Source organism: Spongiibacter sp. C9W, assembly GCF_057370015.1.
The window spans coordinates 1,131,725-1,152,431 of record NZ_CM170672.1 but is presented as its reverse complement, the minus strand read 5'-3'; the positions used below and the strand labels follow the sequence as shown (position 1 = coordinate 1,152,431).

Below are 20,707 nucleotides of genomic sequence, written 5' to 3'. Positions count from 1 at the left end.
CGAGACGAGAATCACCCATGAAACTCGAATACACCGCAGAGCACCAAGCCTTTCGCGAAGAAGTTCGCAGCTGGTTAAAGGCCAATGTTCCCGCCGAGCCCTTGAAGTCCTTCGACACCGAAGAAGGCTTCCAGCAGCACCGCGAGTGGGAGGCCAAATTGTACGAAGGCCGCTGGGGAATGATCACCTGGCCGGAAGAAATGGGTGGCCGTGGCGCCGACCTATTACAGTGGTTGATCTTTGAAGAAGAGTACTACGCGGCGTCTGCGCCACTGCGGGTAAACCAAAACGGCATCTTCCTGCTTGGTCCCACTTTGATGGAATACGGCACCGAAGAGCAGAAAAAGCGCTTCCTCAATGGCATGGCCACCGGCAAAGATATTTGGTGTCAGGGTTGGTCTGAGCCGAACGCCGGTTCTGATATGGCTGCCATCCGCTCGCGAGCAGACCTTAGCGAAGACGGTAGCCACTACATTATCAACGGTCAAAAAACCTGGTCGACCCGCGCGGTATGGGCCGATTGGTGTTTTGGTATGTTCCGCACCGACCCCGAGTCAGAGCGCCATCGCGGCCTGACCTTTATTCTGGTGCCGTTGGACAGCGAAGGCATTACCGTTCGTCCTATTCCTCAGTTGGACGGCTTGCCGGGCTTTGCTGAAATCTTCTTCGACAATGTCAAAGTGCCTGTCGACTGCCGCCTGGGCGGTGAAGGTGAAGGCTGGAGCGTGGCGATGGCCACCGCGGGTTTTGAACGCGGTTTGATGCTGCGCTCACCGGCGCGTTTCCAGGAAACGGCTAAACGCTTGGTAGAGCTCTACAAAGCTAACCAAGAAACGGCCGATGAAGACCCCAGCATTCGCGAAGCAGTGCTGCGCGCCTATATGGATGCCGAGGCGTACTGCCTGACGACCTACCAAACGGCCTGCCGTCTAATGCAGGGTGGAAAAATCGGTGCCGAGGCCTCGACCAATAAAATTTTCTGGTCTGAGCTCGACCAGCAAATGCACGCCACCGCGCTGAAAATTCTTGAAACCCGCGGCGAGCTGCTGCCCGAGTCGCCCGATGCCGGTGACGTTGGCCGCTGGTTAGACGGTTGGCTGTTTGCCCAGTCCGGGCCTATTTACGCCGGCACCAATGAGATTCAACGCAACATCATTGCAGAGCGTATGCTCGGCATGCCGCGCAAATAAGGAGACTGACATGGACTTTACCTTTAGCGAAGATCAGCTCTTGTTTCAGGAATCAGTGCGCGACTTTCTGGTGAATGAAATTACCCCCGACAAAATTCGTCAGCTGTGGGAAACCGATAGCGGTCGCAGCGATGAACTGTGGCAGCAATTGGCCGAGTTGGGCCTGACCGGGCTGACAGTTCCCGAAGACTTCGGCGGGCTGGGCATGAACGAACTGGACTTCGTCCTGCTGGCTCAGGAAGCCGGATACGTCGCCCTATCTGAGCCGCTGGTGAATAGCGTGCTAGTGGCAACGCCGCTGCTTAGTGAGTGTGGTAATAGCGCGATTGCAGAGCAGTGGTTGCCAAAAATTGCCTCGGGTGAGGCGCGTGCCGTGGTGGGCCTGGCGGTCAACAAGTTAGTGGAAGACGCCCACTGCGCCGACCTGCTGCTACTGGAAAAAGACGGCGCGATCTATGCGGTAGAAGCCGCCAATGCCAGCCTGCGCGCCAACGAATCTGTCGACCCCGGTCGCAAATTGTTTGCTGTGGACTTCGACCCTGCGGCGGCGGTTTGCCTGGCCGACGGCGATATTGCTCAGGCGCTGATCAACAAAGCGTTGAATCGCGGCGCACTGGGTGTGGCCGCGCAGTCGCTGGGTCTGGCTCAACGAATGATCGATTTGTCGGTGCAATACACCAGTGAGCGCAAGCAGTTCGGCGTGGCCATTGGCAGCTTCCAGGCCGTTAAGCACCACATGGCGAATATCGCCTACAAACTGGAATACGCCAAAACACCGGTTTATCGCGCTGCTTATGATATTGCCAACGACACGCCGCGCGCAGAATTGTCGGTGAGCCACGCGAAACTGGCCGCCTGTGAAGTGGCCGACCTGGCGGCGAAAAACAGCATCCAGGTTCACGGTGCGATGGGCTACACCTGGGAAGTGGACCTGCACATTTTCATGAAGCGCGCCTGGGCGTTTAACAGTAGTTATGGCACGGCAGGCTTCCATAAAAATCGTGTGGCCTCCGCACTGCTGGCGGATAACGCCGCACTCGGTGCTGGCGCAACTTTTTAATTGACGGTTATCGCCTGCTAAGCGGGCAATAAGAGGAAACTATCATGGCAGAAGCCTATATTGTCGATGCAGTGAGAAGCCCCACCGGGCGTCGCAAGGGCGGCTTGGCGCAGATCCACGGCGCCGACCTCGGTGCTCACGTGCTCAAAGCCATTGTTGAGCGCAACAGCATTCCCGATAACGAATACGACGATGTGATCTTCGGCTGCGTCGATACCATCGGCCCCTTGGCCGGTGACATCGCGCGCACTGCTTGGCTGGCAGCGGGCCTGTCCCAAGAGGTGCCGGGCACCACTATTGACCGTCAGTGTGGTTCCTCGCAGCAGGCGGTTCACTTCGCGGCGCAGGCGGTAATGTCTGGCACCCAAGATGTGGTGATTGCTGGCGGCGTTCAAACCATGACCCAGATCCCCATTTCGTCGGCAATGATTGCTGCAGAGCCAATGGGTTTTAAAGACCCGTTCTCTGGTTCAGAAGGCTGGGTTGAGCGCTACGGTGCAGAGCCACCTACACAGTTTAAGTCGGCGCAAATGATTGCCGACAAATGGGAACTGTCGCGCCGCGATCTAGAGGAATTTGCACTTGAGTCTCACCGCCGTGCATTGCAGGCCATTGAAGAGGGGCGTTTCGATCGCGAGATTGTTCCTTTGGCTGGCGTCACCACCGACGAAACCCCGCGTCAGTCGACCCTGGAAAAAATGGCTGAGCTGGACTACCTGTTCGGCTGCGACAAGGTAACCGCTGCGGTCTCCAGCCAAACCTGTGATGCCTCAAGCGCCATGTTGATCGTGAGTGAAGATGCGCTTAAGCGTTACAACCTCACGCCGCGTGCACGTATTCATCACATGAGTGTCCGTGCGGCCGACCCTATCTGGATGCTTACCGCGCCGATTCCTGCCACTGAATACGCCTTGAAAAAAGCCGGTATGACGATGGCGGATATCGACCGTGTGGAAATCAACGAGGCCTTTGCCTCGGTGGCAATGGCGTGGCTTAAGGAAACCGGCTACGACCACGCGAAAACTAATGTCAACGGCGGCGCGATTGCACTGGGTCACCCACTGGGTGCCACCGGCACCAAGCTGATGACCACCCTCCTGCACGAACTGGAGCGCAGCGGCGGTCGCTATGGTTTGCAGACTATGTGTGAGGGTGGTGGCCAGGCGAATGTCACCATCATCGAGCGTCTATAGCGGAACGCCATCTGCAAGCGGCTGGCGGTGTTGCCAAGCCTTTTTAAGACGGTCATTTACGGCTTTGTAAACTCCCGACTTAAAACGTCTCGGCGCCTTGCCAGCCACACGCAGCTGACGCTCTCAGTAGCTGTGGTCATTCAAATTTAAGCGCGCCGTGTGATCGGCGCAGAGAAGAAACAAGAGAGGATCTGCAATGGGTATTTGTCAGGATCGTGTAGTGATTATCACCGGTGCCGGTGGTGGTTTGGGCGCGGCACACGCCAAGGTATTTGCCAGTGAAGGCGCCAAGGTGATCGTTAACGATATTAATCAAGACGCTGCGCAAAAAGTGGTCGATGAGATTACGGCCGCTGGCGGCACCGCGATTGTTAACACCTCAGATATCACCAACTACGACGATAGCCTCAATGCGGTGAAGCAGGCCATTGATACCTTTGGCGACCTGCATGTGGTGCTGAACAACGCGGGTATTAACCGCGACCGCATGTTCGCCTCAATGACCGAAGCCGATTGGGACGCCATTATGGCGGTTCACCTGAAAGGGCATTTCTGCATCACCTCCCATGCGGTTCACTACTGGCGCGGTCAGTCCAAAGAGGGCAAGGCCGTGGACGCACGCATTATCAACACCACCTCCGGCGCTGGCCTGCAAGGCTCTGTCGGTCAGTCGAATTACGCAGCGGCCAAGGCTGGTATTGCGGCGCTTACGCTTAACCAGGCCGCCGAGCTGGCGCGCTACGGCATTACTGCCAACGCCATCGCGCCAGCGGCCCGCACGGGCATGACAACCGCCGTTGAATCCATGGCGCAGCGTATGGCTAAGCCGGACGATGGCAGCTTTGACTATTGGGCACCGGAAAACGTGTCGTCATTGTTGGTGTGGTTGGCGAGCGCAGAAGCAGCCTCAGTGAGCGGCAAAGTGTTTGAAGCCGAGGGCGGCAAAATTTCCATTGCCGATGGCTGGCGCAAAGGCCCCGAGGTCGATAAAGGCGATCGCTGGGCACCAGCGGAAGTTGGCCAGGCTGTCGAGAAGCTATTGGCAGAGGCAGTTCCCGCGCAGAAAGTGTATGGTAGCTGATTTTCTAGGACATCAATCCACGGAGAATCAACACCATGAAATCACCGCTACTCGCTGCAGTACTGCTTGCCACCACCGCGCATAGCGCCCTGGCGGGAGGCGTTGCCTTCCGTTTTGGCGATGAGAGCTTTGGAGCATCGATTGCCGGCGACATCGGCCCGGAAACCAGTGCGCAGTTCGACTGGTTGCACCACGAAGACGATGCAGACCTGCTGTCTGCCGGCCTGTATGCCAACGGCCGTCGCGGCGCCTTAACCGGCCGCGTGGGTGCCAAAGCCGTGACGCTGACGGCCGACGACAGCGGTTTCGATGGTGGCGTTATGGCCTTTGGCGGTGATCTGAGTCTGCCATTGAACGACGTACTACGTTTGCGCGGCGGTATTTACTACGGCCCTGAAGCTACTGGTTTTAGCGACGTGGACGGCTACAGCGAATGGTCGCTTAGCGCTGAAATATCAATCTTTCAAAACTCAGCAATTCAGCTGGGATTTGGTGACATCGAATTCGACGCCGAGAAGGGCGGTGAGTTCGACTTTGAAGACGGTCCCTTTGTGCGCTTGCAGCTGCGGCTGTAAGGTCACGGGGTCTCCGTCGTGAACTGGAGTCTGTATGGATTTTGCGTTTACCGACGAACAGCAAATGATCCGCGATACGGCGGAGGCCTTTCTTAAAGATACATCCACCAGCGAAGCGGTGCGCACCGCAATGGTGTCTGAGCTGGGTTACGATGCCGAGCTATGGCAGCGCCTGTGTGGTGAGATGTACTGGCAAGCCATTCATATTCCTGAGGCCTACGGTGGTCTCGGGCTTTCCTATATCGAGCTGATCGCCATTGTTGAACAAATGGGCCGCTATCTGCTGTGCGCGCCGTATTTCTCAACCGTGTGCCTGGCCACCAATGCACTGCTGTGTGCGGGTTCCGAAGAGCAAAAGGCCGAGCACCTGGGCGCGATTTGCGAAGGTAAAACTGCCACGCTGGCGTGGAGCAATACTGGCGGTTGGACGGCCGACTCGGTCAGCGCCAGTGCGCGCAAGGACGGCGACGATTATCTGTTAAACGGTGACTACCGCTATGTTATCGACGGCGCCAGTGCCGAATTGCTGATTTTTGCGGCTAAAGAAGAAGGTAGCGATGCGGTGCAGTTGTTCGCTGTGGATGCCGCAGCGGCCGGTATTGAACGCCAAGCACTACCGACCATGGACCAGACGCGTCGCCAGGCAGCCATACAGCTTAAAGACCTACGCGTGTCTGCCGGTGCCAAGCTGGCGTGTGAGTCAGGCGATGCTGCCGATGCACTGAATAAAACCCTGCAACTGGCCACTGTTGCCCTGGCAGCAGAGCAAGCGGGCGGCATGCAGCAATTGCTGTCTTCAGCGGTGGAGTACACCCAAGAGCGCAAGCAGTTTAATCGCCCGATTGCTAGCTTCCAGTCGATTAAGCACAAAGCGGCTGACATGATGATGCGCAACGAAGTGGCCCGCTCATCCATTTACTACGCGGCCTGTGTTGCCGACGAAGCCCTCACTGGTGGCGAGCTTAGCGCCGAACTTCCCGAAGCCGCCAGTATCGCCAAGGCCTGGTGTTCCGAGGCGTATTTCAAAAATGCTGGCGAAGCCATGCAGATGCACGGCGGTGTGGGCTTCACCTGGGAATACGACGTTCACCTGTATTTCAAACGCGCCAAAGCCAGCGAACACCTGCTGGGTAACAGCGATCAACACCGCGAAAACATTGCCGCCCTGCTGCTCGACGGCGAATAGCCACAAAGTAATAAGCAGCCATTGGCAGGCAAATAGATCGCGCGACGATCTGCGTGTGCAACGAATACGCTAAGCGAGAGCAAGTATGAAATTACAATTCAGCGAAAAAGACGAAGCCTTCCGCAAAGAGATTGCGGGCTGGTTGGCCGACAATCTTACCGGTGAGTTTACCCAGCTCAAATTTCGCGGTGGCCCCGGCGACGAACATATGTTCCCCGAGGAGCGGAAACGCTGGGAGCAGAAATTGGCCGAAGGCGGTTGGACCTGTGTGGGTTGGCCAACGGAATACGGCGGCCGTGGTTTGTCTATCGAGCAGCAAGTTATTTTTTATGAAGAATACGCCCGCGCTGGTGCGCCCGGTCGTATGGGCCATATCGGCGACGGCCTTACCGGACCAACACTAATTGCCTTTGGCAGCGAGGCACAAAAAGCCAAGTATCTGCCGGGTATTCTAGCGGGTACTGAGTTCTGGTGTCAGGGCTATTCCGAGCCGGGAGCTGGCTCAGACCTGGCCAATGTAAAAACCAAGGCCCGCTTTGACGAGGCGAAAGGCAAGTGGGTAATCAATGGCCAGAAGGTCTGGACCTCACTGGCCCACGAGTCGGAATACTGCTTTGTTATCGCCCGCACCGACCCTGATTCAAAAGCGCATAAAGGGCTGGGTTTCTTCCTGGTAAAAATGGATCAACCCGGTGTGACGGTGCGCCCCATCGAGCAAATTACCGGCACATCAGAGTTTAACGAAGTGTTCTTTGACGACGCCGAGTGCGATGCCGATGACATTGTTGGCGAACCCGGCGACGGCTGGAAAGTGGCGATGGGCTTGCTCGGTTTTGAGCGCGGCGTGTCCACACTCGGTCAGCAAATGGCTTTCCAAAATGAGCTTAACGAGGTGGTAAAACTGGCCCGTGAAAACGGCGCGGCTAACGACCCTCAGATCCGCCAGCGAATTGCCCAGGCTCACATTGGCCTGAAAATCATGCGCTACAACAGCATGCGTATGTTGTCTGGCGACAAGGGTGACGGCAGCCTGCAAAAAGAAGCGCTTATCTACAAACTGTACTGGGCGAGCTGGCACCGCGACCTCGGTGAGCTGGCGGTGGATATTATGGGGCCAGAGGCGACGATTTTGCCGGAGGGGCCCTACGAGCTAAACCGTCTGCAGTCGCTATTCCTGTTTACCCGCTCAGATACCATTTACGGCGGCACCAACCAGATTCAGCGCAATATTATTGCCGAGCGCGGCTTGGGAATGCCCAAAGAACCCAAGTGGTAAAGCCGTAACAAACAACCACAACGACAGTTAAAAACGCGCCGCGCTGGTCGGCGCGCAATGGAGCGATAGAATGAGTGTGAAGATTCCAGAATACGTGGCAGGCCACGGCCTGCTCAAGGGCAAGTCGGTATTGATTACCGCCGCGGCAGGTGCCGGCATTGGCTTTGCGGCGGCTAAGCGCGCCGTGGAAGAGGGCTGTCGGAGTATTGTTATTAGCGACATCCACGAGGGCCGCTTGAACGATGCCGTGGAGCGTTTAAAAAGCGAAACGGGCTTGGAGCAAGTTGCTGGTAAAGTCTGCAATGTTGCCGTCGAGGACGATGTTCAGGCGCTGATCGGCTTTGCTGAAGAGTTCTGCGGTGGCGTGGACGTGCTGATTAACAACGCGGGTCTTGGCACCACCAAGTCATTGATCGACATGGAAGACGCCGAGTGGGACAAGGTCATCGACGTTACCCTAAATGGCACTATGCGTATGACTCGCCAGATGATGCGCACCATGAAGGCTCGCGGTGCTGGCGTGATCGTTAACAATGCCTCGGTACTGGGCTGGCGCGCGCAAAAAGAGCAATCTCACTATGCCGCTGCCAAGGCGGGTGTGATGGCGCTGACGCGTTGCGCGGCGCTGGAAGCAGCCGATTTTGGTGTGCGCATTAACGCCGTGTCGCCATCGCTGGCGGTTCACCCGATGCTGAAGAAATCAGCGCCAGAAGAATTGCTGGCCGAACTGGAAGGCCGCGAAGCCTTCGGGCGCGGCGCCGAGGTGTGGGAAGTGGCTAACGTCATGATGTTTTTGGCGTCGGATTATTCCAGCTACCTGACCGGAGAAATCATCAGCTGCTCTTCGCAACGGGCCTAAGGCGCGTTAGGCTATCGCAGCCAGCACAGAGCTAATAGAATTCAATCCCGGCGTCGCACGGACATGCGGCGCCTAAGCGAACGAGGTTCAACATGAAAGAAGCCGTCATCGTCTCTACCGCCCGTACCGGCATGGGTAAATCCTTTCGCGGTGCCCTGAACGACACCGAAGCCCCGGCAATGGGTGGTCACGCGGTAAAAGCCGCGGTGGAAAAAGCGGGTATCGACCCCGCGTCGGTTGAAGATGTGATCATGGGCGCCGCTGCACAGCAGGGCACACAGGGCTACAACCTGGGCCGTCTGTGTAGCGTTGCCGCGGGTTTGCCTGACACCACGGCGGGCATGACTATCGACCGCCAGTGCAGCTCTGGTTTGATGACCATCGCCTGGGCCGCGAAGTCGATTATGTGTGACGAAATGGACGTTGCCGTTGCCGGTGGCCTGGAGTCGATTTCGCTGGTGCAAACCAAGCACAAGAACACCTACCGCAACGTTTCAAAAACTGTGACGGAAATCGATCCCACGGCGTATATTCCGATGATCGAAACCGCAGAGATTGTTTCCGAGCGCTATGGCATCAGCCGTGAAGCGCAGGATGAATACGCGCTGCAAAGCCAGATGCGTGTTGCGGCGGCGCAGGAAGCCGGTTTGTTTAACGACGAGATCGTGCCCTTTGCGACGCGCATGTCGGTGTTTAACAAAGAAACCAAAGAAGTTACTTACAAAGACGTGGTGCTGGATCGCGACGAGTGCAATCGCCCCTCCACCACACTGGAAAGTCTGCAAGGTCTGGCCCCGGTCTGGAAAGACGGCCAGTGGGTGAAAGAAGGTCGCTTCATTACTGCCGGTAATGCCTCGCAGTTGTCAGACGGCGCCTCAGCCAGCGTATTGATGGAAGCCAAGCGCGCCGAGCAATTGGGCCTGGCACCTCTGGGCGCTTACCGCGGTATGGCCGTTGCCGGCTGCAAGGCCGACGAAATGGGTATTGGTCCCGTGTTTGCGATTCCCAAGCTGCTTAAGCGTCAGGGTTTGAAAGTCGACGATATCGGCATCTGGGAGCTTAACGAAGCCTTCGCCTGTCAGGTAATTTACTGCCGCGACCAGTTGGGTATCGACAACAACAAATTGAACGTGAATGGCGGCGGTATCTCTATTGGCCACCCCTTCGGTATGAGTGGTGCGCGTCTGGTGGGCCACGCCTTGCTGGAAGCCAAGCGTCGCGGTGAAAAATACGCCGTGGTGACCATGTGTATCGGTGGCGGTATGGGCGCTGCAGCGCTGTTTGAAGTGTTCTAAGAAATTATAAAAAAGCCAAAACTGGCAGGAAGTAAAAACCGCTATGGTGAGAGCCATAGCGGTTTTTTTATACCAGCGACTTATTCAAAATCCGGCAGGTTTGGTGTGACCACCGCTTGGTCGGCCGCTTGCCAGGCTTCGATACCGCCAGCAAGCGAGACCACCTGCTGATAGCCCATTTCCTTCATTGCTGCGGCTGCCAGCGCTGAGCGGCCACTACTTTTACAATAGAGCACCACTTTCTGCATGCGGTCAGCCAGGGCCTCCTCGCTGCTGAGTTTAAACTCCAGCACACCGCGTGGAATATTGATTGCGCCCTCAATATGCCCGGCGTGAAATTCATCTTCCTCACGCACGTCTATTAAGTAGTCAGCATCGGCTATCGCCTGCTTGGCCTCGTCGACATTAACTTCCTGAATGTGGCCTTTTGCCTCTTCAACCATATCGTGAACGGTTTTCATGGTTTCTCCCTTACACGTGGCTGCGTTTTACAAAGACTTGGTACAGAAGTAGAAGTCGGTGCAGTCATAGTCGTTGGACGCCATGCGGGCATTTACATCAGCGGCGGTTTTGGCGGGTGGAACAATCACCTTGTCGCCTTTTTTCCAGCCTTCGGGGGTGGCTACGCCGTGTTCTTCACTGGTTTGCAGTGCTTCCAATAGGCGCAAAAACTCGGGAATTGAGCGGCCGTTACTCATTGGGTAGTACACCATTGCACGCAGCACGCCGTTGGGGTCGATGATAAAGGTCGCGCGTACTGCCGAGGTATCGCCCGCACCCGGGTGGATCATGCCGTAGGCTTTGGCAACGTCCATCTTCAGGTCTTCGATAATCGGGAAGGGAATTTCCACACCGAAGTTTTGCTGAATATTACGCATCCAGGCGATGTGGGAATGAATACTGTCGATCGATAGACCGAGTAATTCACAGTTGAGTGCGGCAAAGTCGGGGGCCGCTTTGGCAAAGGCGATAAATTCCGTTGTGCACACCGGGGTAAAGTCGGCGGGGTGGGAAAACAGCACCAGCCATTTACCGCGGTAATCGCTCAACTGCTTTTGGCCGTCGGTCGTCAGGGCATTAAAGTCGGGAGCAGGTTCGTTGATCCGCGGTAGTCCGGCCACGGGCTGTTGGGTGTCTTCCATCGCAATAGGCTCCGGCAGTGAAAAGTGAGCCTCTAACGTAGTGTCTTAGTGTAATAACTTCAAGGAATATGGTTATTCTAATTTGGAATATATGATTTTACATTTGCTGAGGTCGTGCCGGTGGGGGCGGCTAAATCAACGCTAAGGACAGTATTTATGCAGGGGGAATACCAGCGAGCTGGCAGAGTCAGCGCTTGCTGAGCTGGGAGTCCATGAGTTGTCGCGCGGCCTCGAGGGTCAGGCCTTCGCCAAAGTAGCGGCCTTGTACAACACGGGCACCCTGCGCGGCGGCGGCGTCCAGGCAGTGTCGGTTGCCAATACCGTCCACCACGCAACGCCATTGCTGGCTTGTGGCCGCGTCAACGAGTTTGCGTAAGTTGTCGGAGGCTTTGGTGCTGGTGGTCAGCCGTTGGCCGAGGCCCGGAGGTGTCACCACTTCGTGAATAACATCCCTGCTTACTTTGCTCAGGGTGTTTGGGTCTTGATAGAAATCCCGAATCGATATTTTAAAACCAAAGTCGATGAGTCGGCCAAGTGTTGGCAAATGGTTGTAGAAGTCGTCGAACAAGGTGGGGGGTAATTGCAGAGTGATGTCCTGCGCTGAGGCGCCGCTGTCGTGAAATATCTGTGTCACAGCATTAAAAAAGCCCTCGCTGGCCAGCTCGCTGGGCCGCAGGGTGATGCTCAAGGGAAAGTGATGGCCCAAACGCAGCAGCTCGGCATGGGCTTTGAGCGCGCGCAGCAAATAGTAGAGGAAAAAGCTAATACGCTTATTGTGGCGATCAAGAATGCCCAATATGGCTGACTTGGTTAAGGTTTCGTAGCCATCTTTTGCCCAAACCAGATTGGTGTCCATGCCGGTGACAACCCCCTTACTGAGGTCAACCTGAGGAGAGAAGCGCAATTCGAACTCGTGCTTGTCTACCCCGTTAATAATGTCATCAATGCTGATGTCGGTGTTCATCGGTGGCCGGGCTCTCCGTTTGCCAATGGCGCAAAACCGAGGCTGAACAGGCGCCACTACTGCTATGCCAATGCTGAGCCGAACGGGTTAATACACATAAAGTATATATGGGTATTAGTATATTGCCTAACGCTTCCCGTTTGTTGAAAGGCCTAAGCTGCATTTTTTAACAAATTTCCTGCCGCAATATGTCATGGCTTGCCGCTGGGGGCTGGGCGACACTGCTGTCACTGAAAATTGGCCGCCAGCGGTGGTGCTGTATGCGGCCAGCATAACGAGAGAGCAAAGAGGAAAATCATGGAGTTTAACGGCGTTGCAGCAGTAGTGACCGGCGGGGCATCGGGTTTGGGCGAGGGGGCCGCACGTGCCCTGGCAGCAGAGGGATGCAAGGTCGCCATTTTTGACCTGCAGGAAGAGCGCGGTCGCCAGGTTGCCGATGAACTTTGCGGTATTTTCGTGCGCTGCGATGTGTCGTCTTCAGAAAGTGCTGAGGCGGCTTTTGCCGCCGCGCGCGAGGCCCACGGCCCCTGCGGTATTGCCGTGAACTGTGCAGGCATTGCGCCGGGTTCACGCATTCTGGGTAAGAGCGGCCCCATGCCGCTGGAAAATTTTGACAAGGTGATTCAGGTAAATTTGGTCGGCAGCTTTAACGTTATGCGCTTGGCGGCGGCAGATATGGCCAGTCGCGAGCCCAATGCCGACGGTGAGCGAGGCGCAATCGTCAATACCGCCTCAGTGGCAGCGTTTGAAGGCCAGATCGGTCAGGTTGCCTACAGCGCCTCTAAGGGCGGTGTTGTGGCCATGACTCTGCAAGCCGCCCGTGAATTGGCGCGCGAGGGCATTCGTGTAAACACCATCGCGCCGGGTTTGTTCATGACGCCGATGATGGCGGGCTTCACCCAAGAGGTGCAAGACAGCCTCGCCGCTACACTGCCGTTCCCCCAGCGCCTTGGGCAGCCAAAGGAATACGGCATGTTGGTTGAGCAGATCGTTAAAAACCCCATTCTCAACGGTGAAACCATTCGCCTGGACTGCGCGCTGCGCATGGCCCCGCGTTAATTCGGAGAAGCGCAATGACAAACGAGGTAAATCGCGAAGAACTGGCTATGTTTGCCGACATGCTCGGCAAGGTATTGGAAGCCGAAGTAGCGCCCCATTACGAGCGCTGGGACGAAGCGGGCATTGTACCCCGCGAGTTTTGGAACACCCTGGGTGAAGCTGGCCTGCTATGCGTCGATGTAGAGGAAGACTGTGGCGGTTGCGGCGTTCCATTTGAATACTCAACACTGGTTGCCAGCGAAATTGCGCGCATGGGCTACGGTGCCCTGGCCACCAACGTGATGGTGCACTCAGATATTGTTGCACCGTATATCAGCCATCTTGCCAACGAGGAGCAGAAGCAATACTGGCTGCCGAAAATGGTTAGCGGGGAGGTGGTAGGTGCCATCGCCATGACGGAACCCGGGGCGGGTAGTGACCTGCAAGCCATGCGCACCACCGCCAAAAAAGACGGTGACGACTATATTCTCAATGGCTCCAAAACCTTTATCACCAACGGCCAGCACGCCGGCATGGTCATTGTGGCCGCGAAAACCGACCCCACGGCCGGTGCCCGAGGCATTAGCCTGTTCCTGGTCGATACCTCCTTGCTGGGCTTTGAACGCGGCCGAAACCTCAGCAAGATTGGCCAGCACTGTGGCGATACCTCAGAGCTGTTCTTTGAAGACTGCCGCGTACCCGCTTCGGCGCTGCTGGGGGAAGAGGGCAAGGGTTTTGCCTATCTGATGCAAGAGCTACCGCGCGAGCGCCTGGTGATTGGCGTGATCGCCTGCGGGGCGGCGCGCGGTGTGCTGGACCTGACTATCGACTACGCCAAAGAGCGCGAGCTGTTCGGACAAACGCTCAGCCAACTGCAAAACACCCGTTTTCGCATTGCCGAAATGGAAAGTGATGCCCAGGTAAATGCGGCGTTTGTCGAGCAGTGCATACAGCAATACAAGCGTGGTGAACTGGATGCCGCCACCGCCTCTATGGCCAAATACAGCGCAACGGAAATGCAGTGCCGCGTTGCAGATGGTTGCTTGCAGTTGTTTGGTGGCTACGGTTACACAACGGAATACCCGGTATCCCGCGCCTTTACGGATGCCCGCGTACAGCGAATATACGGCGGTACGTCAGAGGTAATGAAAGAAGTGATTGCGCGCTCACTGCTGGGTAGAGGCTAGTGGCCCATCCACGCTAAACGCACACGAATAGGAAACCAATTATGACAGATAACGTTGTTATTCTCGGTGCCGCGCGCACCGCTATGGGCGGCCTGATGGGAAGCTTGAGCAGTGTTGCCTCGCCGACGTTGGGCGCGGCGTGTATCGCCGAGGCCGTGTCGCGAGCAGGCCTGGACGCATCTGCTGTGGACGAGGTGATTATGGGCTGCGTGTTGCCCGCTGGTCTGGGCCAGGCACCTGCCAGACAAGCCTCGCGGGCGGCCGGCCTGCCCGATGCTACGCCCTGTACCACCGTGAATAAAATGTGCGGCTCCGGTATGCAGGCGGTCATTGCCGCCCACGACTCCATCAAAGCGGGCAGCAACGGCATTATGGTTGCGGGTGGTATGGAAAACATGAGTCAGGCTCCCTACCTGTTACCCAAAGCGCGTGGCGGTATGCGTATGGGTCACGGCGAAGTGATCGACTCCATGTTGTTCGACGGCCTGCAAGACGCCTACGAGGGCGGCTTAATGGGGGTGTTTGCCCAGCGTAGTGCCGACGACTACAACATCAGCCGCGAAACCATGGACGAATTCGCCATCGCTTCGCTAAGCAAAGCCGTGGCAGCAATGGAAAGTGGCGCCTTCAACGATGAAATTGTGCCGGTCACCGTCTCCGGTCGCGGTGGCGACACGGTCGTCGATGCCGACGAACAACCGCCCAAAGCGAAGCCTGAAAAAATCCCCAGCCTGAAACCCGCCTTCGCGAAAGACGGCACCGTAACGGCGGCAAACTCCAGCTCCATTAGCGATGGTGCCTCCGCATTGGTGTTGGCATCGGAAAGCGCGGCGGCAAAAGCCGGTGCAACACCCATTGCGCGGATCGTCGCCCACGCCAGCCATGCCCAACTACCGGCAGAATTTACCCTGGCTCCCATCGGCGCCATCAATAAAGTGTTGGATAAAGCCGGTTGGCGTCTCGACGACGTGGACCTGTTTGAAATTAACGAAGCCTTTGCCGTGGTCACGCTGCTGGCTATTCAAGAGCTGGGTTTAGATACCGACAGGGTCAACATACACGGCGGCGCCTGCGCACTCGGCCATCCCATCGGCTCCTCCGGCTCACGAATAATCGTTACCCTGATCAACGCGCTGAAACAGCGCGGCCTAAAGCGCGGCATTGCCTCCCTGTGTATCGGTGGTGGTGAGGGCACAGCAGTCGCGATAGAACTGCTGTAACCGCAAACCCCACCAACGTAGTACATCCCCACAAGGCCTCTTGCCATGAGGCCTTTTTGTTGCCTACAAAAAGCCAAGCGTCGCGCCTTCCGCGTTGCGCTGAGCGTGCGCGACCTTATGAGCGTCAGGCCGACCACTGCCGAACTGAGCGCCAGACCAGTGACTGAAGAGCCGTTATTGCTGGTCACGCCAGCCTCGCTTAAGAAACCGAATTGGCAGTCGCTGCTTGCCCTCGGTTTTATTGATCACCCCGATGGAAGCCATCACGCGAACTTACTGCTCGGCGCTAATTTTCCCGAGTTCCAGCACTGTGGTCAGTTTGAGCGAAGGGGGTTTTCTAATCAAATTGGCCTGATTTTAGAGCCGGTGAGTATGGGCCTGGGGTTTACTGTTTTACCAGCGTATGCGGTTGAAGCCTTCCATAACCAGAAGAAGATTCGCATTCACCGCCTTGCCCAGCCCGTCAGCGAAAGTCTATACCTATGCGTGCCACGGCGTGGTGCACTGGCCCACCGAACGGAAACGGTCATAGCGGAAGCGGAGCGCTGGCTGTAAAACGGCGATAACTATCTTATTGCGTTCTTGCCGTGCTGAAGGTGATGGCAACGGCGTTACGGAGGTTGCTTATGTTTCGGAAGATTTTCTATTCCACGCACATTGATATTAATGCGGATGCGGACGATGTGTTTGCAGTGATTGCCGATTTTGACGGCTACCACCGTTGGAATCCGTGGCTGATTCAGGCGCAGGGCCAGTGTCGCGAGGGCGAAATCGCCGATGTAACTGTTCGCTTGGGCGCCAAGACGATGAAAGTGAAACACAAGGTGCTGGAAGTGGTGCCCGGAAAGCGTTTGCGCTGGTGCGATATGGGGTGGTTCACCCTGTTCGCTTACGGTGAGCGCAGCCGCTCGATAGAAGCGTTGCCCGGTGGTGGCGTGCGCTATAGAAATGAGCTGCCGATAACGGGGCCGCTGCGCGCACTGGCCGATATGTTTACCGGTAAGGCAGTGCGCGAGGGCATGGTGGCCGAGAACCTTGCCTTGAAGCAGTTTGTTGAAGCCGCTGCTTGAGCGTCAACGGCAACACGGCGTAGCGGGGAAGGGCGTGTCAGCTTGCGGCAGGGGACAGCGCAGCCTGTTGAAGGTGGTGATAGAACTGCGCCGAGTGAGTAATCACTTGCGTGATATCCGGCGTTTCAATGCCCTGTTGCTGCATGAATTGCTGAGTGTCTCGGGTATCGAAACGGGTGGTTTGGATAAAATTGAGTGCCTCTGGTGAGGTGTTCATTACCGTGGGCATACCGGGAATGCGCAGCAGCCATGCCAGTAGGCGCAGAGGTAAGTGACGTTTAGGCGCAGCGATGTCGAGGGCCTGCGCGGCAATTGCCAGTGTGCCTCGTAAGTTTGGCGTATTGGCGTCCAGGGCCAGCAATCGCCCGGGGGTATTTTCGCTGGTGGTGGCATGGGCAATCAGCGTTGCCAATACATCAACAGCGACCAGCGGCAGCCAATGTTCGAGGCTGCCCGGCACCATGGCCAGGCGCCCATGAGCCAGGTTATCCAGCAAATTAAACAGCGGCTGCTGAGCATCCAACATGCCGGTTTGGCTATGGCCCGCAACAGTGGCGGGTTGCACTTCGACAAGATCCATATCGTTGGCTTGTGCAAAAGCGCGAACGCGGAACGCCGCTTCCAGCTTGCTGGCCTCGTAGGCGCCGGCGCGGCGGTATACCCTGCGCCAGTCGGTGCGCTCGGGATCGATCGGGTGGATGCCGAGACGGTTTAGGTGTTGGTGATTTTCCAGCATAAAACCGCTGATAAAAACCAATCGGCACTGATGTTGCCGCGCCAGTTCGGCCGCCGCCAGGCTGCCGCCTACATTGCTGATGTGGGCGATGCTGGGGGCTAACTTCCAGGCGAAGCGGGCGGCGAGATGGATGACGGCGTCTAGCGTGGGCAACGAGTCTTTAATTCCCAGCTTCGGCCGCTCCAGATCGCCGGCGACCGCCTGGATGTGGGCGCCGTTGCCACCCAGTGCATCGACCTGCTGGCGAAGTAGCGGCAGTTGTTGCTCGGGTTGGCGCAGCACCGCGATAAGGGTTTGGTTTTTCGATAATTCAGCGCAGACGTGGCAGCCAATAAAACCCGTGGCGCCGGTAATCAGTATGGTCATGGTATTGCTCCTCGCTTGACGGTGAAGCTACCCTAAGGTGTAGAGTCCACTCTAATGTCAAACCCTGTTGTGGAGAGGTAGATGCGAATAGCCGAGCTGGAGCAGCGCACCGGTGTTAGCCGCCATACGCTGCGCTATTACGAGAAGGCGGGCCTGTTAAAAGAAGTGCAACGGCGCGGCAACAACTACCGCGACTACCCGGAAAAAGCCGTGGCGCGGGTGGCGATGGTTCGCCAACTTAAGGAGCTGGGGTTCTCACTCGCCGAGATTTCCGATGTGCTGGACGCGCTGCGCAGTGACCGCATCGACTGTGAGCAGGGCGCGTTGTTGATGGCGGAGAAAAAAGCCGCGGTGGATGCCAAGATTCGCGAGCTAAAGCAGGTGAGTCGTATGCTCGACCGGGAGCAACAACGCTTACTCGCCAGCGCAGCGGCGGCCCGGGTTTAGTGGTCTTGCTTGCGGTAACTGAGCGGGCTGAGCCCTGTCCAGTGTTTGAAGGCGCGGGAAAAGGCACCCGGTTCGGCAAAGCCCAGTTTCGTCGAGATATCGCTAACGCTGAGATTTTGTCGGGTGAGCATCACTATAGCCTGGTCGCGGCGTAGGTTGTCTTTAATTTTTTGGTAGGAGCTGCCCTCACTTTTTAACTTGCGACACAGGGTGTAGGAGGTCATATGCAGCTGCTCTGACACCCATTCCAAGTTGGGTAGGCGCGACTCTTCCTGGGCTTCGAGAAGCTGGCGCACGCGGGTGCTGAGGCTGTTGTCTTCGTCGGTCCAGATCAGCAGGTCGCGGGGGGAACTCAGAACAAATTCATCGACCTCTTCCTTGCTGCGGCATACCGGCATGCTCAGGTAGTTTTTGCTGAAGAACAGGCTGTTTCGCTCGCGCTCAAAGTGGCATTCGCAGGGGAAAATAAAGCGATACTCGTCAAAATGCGCGGGCAGGGCATGTTTAAAATTGGCGTGGCTGAGGACGATTTTTCGGCCGATCATCCAGCCTACCAAGCGGTGCCAAACCAGTAGTAACCATTCAACCAGAAAGTTATCGGGGTCGAGCTCGGGGCGCAGGTGGTTGAGGCTCAGTTCCACTTCGTCGCCGCTGTGTCGCAACTCAATGCGGACATCATCGGAAAATAAACTGTAGGCGCGAATGCTCTGTCTGAGGACTTCCTCGAGGTTGTCGGCGTGAACGACCAGGGCGCTCATCAAGTGAAAGTGTCCGACGCGACAGGGCAGCGTGCTGCGGCCCATAAACTCGTCATCAAGGACCTTCCAGCACAGTCTAAACAGGCGAATAAATTGGTCGGTAGGCACGCGGGCTTTTGGCTGGCGCACCAGCTGAGGGTCGATGCCGCGCTGTTGCAGCAGGGCGTCGGTGTCCAGCCCCTGTTGTTCTAAACCCCACAGGATCGCGCGGGCATAGTGTGACGAAAAGGTGAGATTTTTCATCAAATGGCGGCCGTCCTGTGCTGCAAAACTTGTCAAATTATCTGCTGGAACATGTCATTCTGTTCGGGCGGTGCATTGCCTAAGCTGAGTTTTTTCTTCGCGGTCTGGCGCGTTGGCGCTAGCACACAATAGTTATAAAACACGCATTAACAAACGGGCAGGAACATGAACGCGAGCAATTATCAGGAATTCGCTAAAAACTTTTCCATGGAGCAAATAGTACAGAATTTTGTCGGTGATTTTAACGACGGCCTGAACGTTTGCGAGGAGATCTGTGACCGCTATGCCGCCGACGAGAGTCGCGTGGCGCTGCGCTACGAGCGCGTTGATGGTCAGCCTGGAGAGATGACCTTTGCTGAGTTGCAGCGCCGATCCGCGCAGTTCGCCGGCTTTTTGCAGGCCCGCGGAATTGGCCGTGGCGATCGCATTGCCTGTTTGTTGCCGCGCACGCCTGAACTATTGATATGTGTGCTGGGCGCACTGCGCGCGGGCGCGGTTTATCAGCCTTTGTTTACCGCCTTCGGTTCCGGTGCAATTGAATATCGCCTGCAAACCGCGAAAACCAAGCTGATTGTTACCAATACCGAGCAGTGGTCGAAATTGCGCGAGGTTAAGGGCTTGCCGACATCGCTGTTATTGGCAGATGAAGGTGATGCGCTGGCCAGCGAAGCAGACTTTCTCTACTGGCCGGAAATTGAGCGCCAGAGCGAAGAGTTCGCGCCGGTTAAAATTTCGGCTGACGAGCCTTTCCTGCAGATGTTTACGTCGGGAACCACCGGCAAGTCGAAGGGCGTAGCGGTGCCTGCCCGCGCACTGGCGGCATTTTGGATGTATATGCGCTACGCCGTCGGCCTGCGTGAGGACGACAATTTCTGGAATGTGGCCGACCCCGGCTGGGCTTACGGCTTGTATTACGCGGTGGTGGGCCCGCTGTTGTTAGGCTGCACCACACACTTTAACGAGGCCAGCTTTACGGCCGACAATACCTTTGAGTTTTTACGCAAATATAAGATCAGTAATTTGGCGGCGGCGCCCACTGCCTACCGCCTGCTGATGGCGAACGACAAGCTGTTGGCAGACTACCCTGAGATCGATCTGCGAGTGGCCAGCAGTGCCGGCGAGCCGCTAAATCCTGAGGTGATTAGCTGGGTAAAACGCGCCTTTGATTGCACGGTGTGTGACCACTACGGCCAGACGGAAACGGGCATGACGTCGGCCAATTTCCACGAGCTGTCGCACCCTCAGCACGAGGCCAGCATGGGCTACCAAATTCCCGGCTATCGACTCGTGGCGCTGGACGAAAACTTTAATGAAGTGGCGCCCGGGCAGACGGGCGAGCTGGCGATTGATATGGAAAATTCGCCGCTGTACTTCTTCCAGGGCTACACCTGGGATGAAAAACGCCCCTATCACGGCAAGTACTACCTAACGGGTGATGTGGTCATCAGTAACGGTGACGGGTCGCACGCTTACACCGGTCGCGATGATGATATTATTGCCTCAGCGGGTTACCGCATCGGCCCTGCCGAAGTGGAGAGCAGTCTGCTGGAGCATGAGGCCGTGGTAGAGAGCGGTGTTGTGGGCAAGCCCGATGCCAAGCGTAGCGCGATTGTGAAAGCCTATGTGGTATTGGCTGAAGGTAGCACTGGCGACGACGCTCTGGTGGAAGCCCTACAACAACATGTGCGCAGCCGCCTGTCGACGCATTCCTACCCGCGTGAAATTGAATTTGTTGACGCCCTGCCGAAAACCTCCAGCGGCAAAATTCAGCGATTCGTGCTGCGTCAACGCGCTGAGCAGGAGGCTCAACTCAGCGCCTAA

21 protein-coding genes are annotated in these 20,707 nt (G+C 56.8%); 16 read left to right on the top strand and 5 right to left on the bottom strand.

The window, feature by feature from the left end:
- Positions 1-17 precede the first annotated feature (17 nt).
- From AC2Q8J_RS05565 to AC2Q8J_RS05525, 9 genes are all read left to right on the top strand, one after another.
- Positions 18-1,190, top strand: coding sequence for an acyl-CoA dehydrogenase (locus AC2Q8J_RS05565; protein WP_027872963.1), 1,173 nt, complete (start codon positions 18-20; stop codon positions 1,188-1,190).
- Positions 1,191-1,200: 10 nt separating this feature from the next.
- On the top strand, positions 1,201-2,250 hold the full coding sequence (locus AC2Q8J_RS05560) for an acyl-CoA dehydrogenase family protein (protein ID WP_486452343.1): 1,050 nt from the start codon (positions 1,201-1,203) through the stop codon (positions 2,248-2,250).
- Positions 2,251-2,294: 44 nt separating this feature from the next.
- Entirely contained in the window at positions 2,295-3,443 is a 1,149-nt protein-coding gene (locus AC2Q8J_RS05555; RefSeq protein WP_486452342.1) for an acetyl-CoA C-acetyltransferase, read from the top strand.
- Between the two features lie 196 nt (positions 3,444-3,639).
- Entirely contained in the window at positions 3,640-4,524 is an 885-nt protein-coding gene (locus AC2Q8J_RS05550) for an SDR family oxidoreductase (protein WP_204996882.1), read from the top strand.
- A 35-nt stretch (positions 4,525-4,559) separates the two neighbouring features.
- Entirely contained in the window at positions 4,560-5,099 is a 540-nt protein-coding gene (locus tag AC2Q8J_RS05545; RefSeq protein ID WP_204996883.1) for a YfaZ family outer membrane protein, read from the top strand.
- Positions 5,100-5,133: 34 nt separating this feature from the next.
- Entirely contained in the window at positions 5,134-6,285 is a 1,152-nt protein-coding gene (locus AC2Q8J_RS05540; RefSeq protein ID WP_486452341.1) for an acyl-CoA dehydrogenase family protein, read from the top strand.
- 85 nt (positions 6,286-6,370) lie between these two features.
- A complete protein-coding gene (locus AC2Q8J_RS05535; protein ID WP_486452340.1) occupies positions 6,371-7,561 on the top strand; it encodes an acyl-CoA dehydrogenase family protein in 1,191 nt (396 codons plus the stop codon).
- Positions 7,562-7,631: 70 nt separating this feature from the next.
- Positions 7,632-8,420 carry an SDR family oxidoreductase gene (locus AC2Q8J_RS05530; RefSeq protein WP_204996886.1) on the top strand — a complete coding sequence of 263 codons (789 nt, stop codon included), beginning with the start codon at positions 7,632-7,634 and terminating at the stop codon, positions 8,418-8,420.
- 92 nt (positions 8,421-8,512) lie between these two features.
- The gene (locus tag AC2Q8J_RS05525; protein WP_204996887.1) at positions 8,513-9,715 is read left to right on the top strand and encodes an acetyl-CoA C-acyltransferase; all 1,203 of its coding nucleotides are present in this window, start codon (positions 8,513-8,515) and stop codon (positions 9,713-9,715) included.
- Between the two features lie 80 nt (positions 9,716-9,795).
- Here the strand turns inward: AC2Q8J_RS05525 and AC2Q8J_RS05520 are convergent, their stop codons facing one another.
- The 3 genes from AC2Q8J_RS05520 to AC2Q8J_RS05510 all read right to left on the bottom strand — a co-directional run bounded on the left by AC2Q8J_RS05520 (position 9,796) and on the right by AC2Q8J_RS05510 (position 11,821).
- Positions 9,796-10,176: a rhodanese-like domain-containing protein gene (locus AC2Q8J_RS05520; RefSeq protein WP_204996888.1), complete on the bottom strand. Its 381-nt coding sequence runs from the start codon at positions 10,174-10,176 to the stop codon at positions 9,796-9,798.
- Between the two features lie 27 nt (positions 10,177-10,203).
- Positions 10,204-10,857 (bottom strand): peroxiredoxin, encoded by a 654-nt coding sequence (locus AC2Q8J_RS05515; RefSeq protein WP_204996889.1) that lies wholly within the window; start codon positions 10,855-10,857, stop codon positions 10,204-10,206.
- Between the two features lie 187 nt (positions 10,858-11,044).
- A complete protein-coding gene (locus AC2Q8J_RS05510; protein WP_486452339.1) occupies positions 11,045-11,821 on the bottom strand; it encodes an EAL domain-containing protein in 777 nt (258 codons plus the stop codon).
- Positions 11,822-12,118: 297 nt separating this feature from the next.
- Here AC2Q8J_RS05510 and AC2Q8J_RS05505 point away from each other — a divergent pair, with 297 nt between their 5' ends.
- From AC2Q8J_RS05505 to AC2Q8J_RS05485, 5 genes are all read left to right on the top strand, one after another.
- Entirely contained in the window at positions 12,119-12,880 is a 762-nt protein-coding gene (locus tag AC2Q8J_RS05505; RefSeq protein WP_486452338.1) for an SDR family NAD(P)-dependent oxidoreductase, read from the top strand.
- A gap of 14 nt (positions 12,881-12,894) precedes the next feature.
- Positions 12,895-14,046: an acyl-CoA dehydrogenase family protein gene (locus tag AC2Q8J_RS05500; protein ID WP_486452337.1), complete on the top strand. Its 1,152-nt coding sequence runs from the start codon at positions 12,895-12,897 to the stop codon at positions 14,044-14,046.
- Between the two features lie 41 nt (positions 14,047-14,087).
- Positions 14,088-15,266, top strand: a complete 1,179-nt coding sequence (locus AC2Q8J_RS05495; protein ID WP_486452336.1) for a thiolase family protein — start codon at positions 14,088-14,090, stop codon at positions 15,264-15,266.
- 45 nt (positions 15,267-15,311) lie between these two features.
- Positions 15,312-15,821: a LysR substrate-binding domain-containing protein gene (locus AC2Q8J_RS05490; RefSeq protein WP_486452335.1), complete on the top strand. Its 510-nt coding sequence runs from the start codon at positions 15,312-15,314 to the stop codon at positions 15,819-15,821.
- Between the two features lie 71 nt (positions 15,822-15,892).
- Positions 15,893-16,336: an SRPBCC family protein gene (locus AC2Q8J_RS05485; protein ID WP_486452334.1), complete on the top strand. Its 444-nt coding sequence runs from the start codon at positions 15,893-15,895 to the stop codon at positions 16,334-16,336.
- 37 nt (positions 16,337-16,373) lie between these two features.
- Here the strand turns inward: AC2Q8J_RS05485 and AC2Q8J_RS05480 are convergent, their stop codons facing one another.
- Positions 16,374-17,438 carry an SDR family oxidoreductase gene (locus AC2Q8J_RS05480; RefSeq protein WP_486452333.1) on the bottom strand — a complete coding sequence of 355 codons (1,065 nt, stop codon included), beginning with the start codon at positions 17,436-17,438 and terminating at the stop codon, positions 16,374-16,376.
- An 81-nt stretch (positions 17,439-17,519) separates the two neighbouring features.
- On the opposite strand from AC2Q8J_RS05480, the gene AC2Q8J_RS05475 reads away from it, so the two are divergent.
- Entirely contained in the window at positions 17,520-17,885 is a 366-nt protein-coding gene (locus AC2Q8J_RS05475) for a MerR family transcriptional regulator (RefSeq protein WP_486452332.1), read from the top strand.
- On the opposite strand, the gene AC2Q8J_RS05470 is transcribed toward AC2Q8J_RS05475, so the two are convergent.
- Positions 17,882-18,922: an AraC family transcriptional regulator gene (locus AC2Q8J_RS05470; RefSeq protein WP_204996907.1), complete on the bottom strand. Its 1,041-nt coding sequence runs from the start codon at positions 18,920-18,922 to the stop codon at positions 17,882-17,884. The two genes, AC2Q8J_RS05475 and AC2Q8J_RS05470, sit on opposite strands and share 4 nt — an antisense overlap.
- 129 nt (positions 18,923-19,051) lie before the next feature.
- Here AC2Q8J_RS05470 and AC2Q8J_RS05465 point away from each other — a divergent pair, with 129 nt between their 5' ends.
- Positions 19,052-20,707 carry an AMP-binding protein gene (locus AC2Q8J_RS05465; RefSeq protein ID WP_486452331.1) on the top strand — a complete coding sequence of 552 codons (1,656 nt, stop codon included), beginning with the start codon at positions 19,052-19,054 and terminating at the stop codon, positions 20,705-20,707.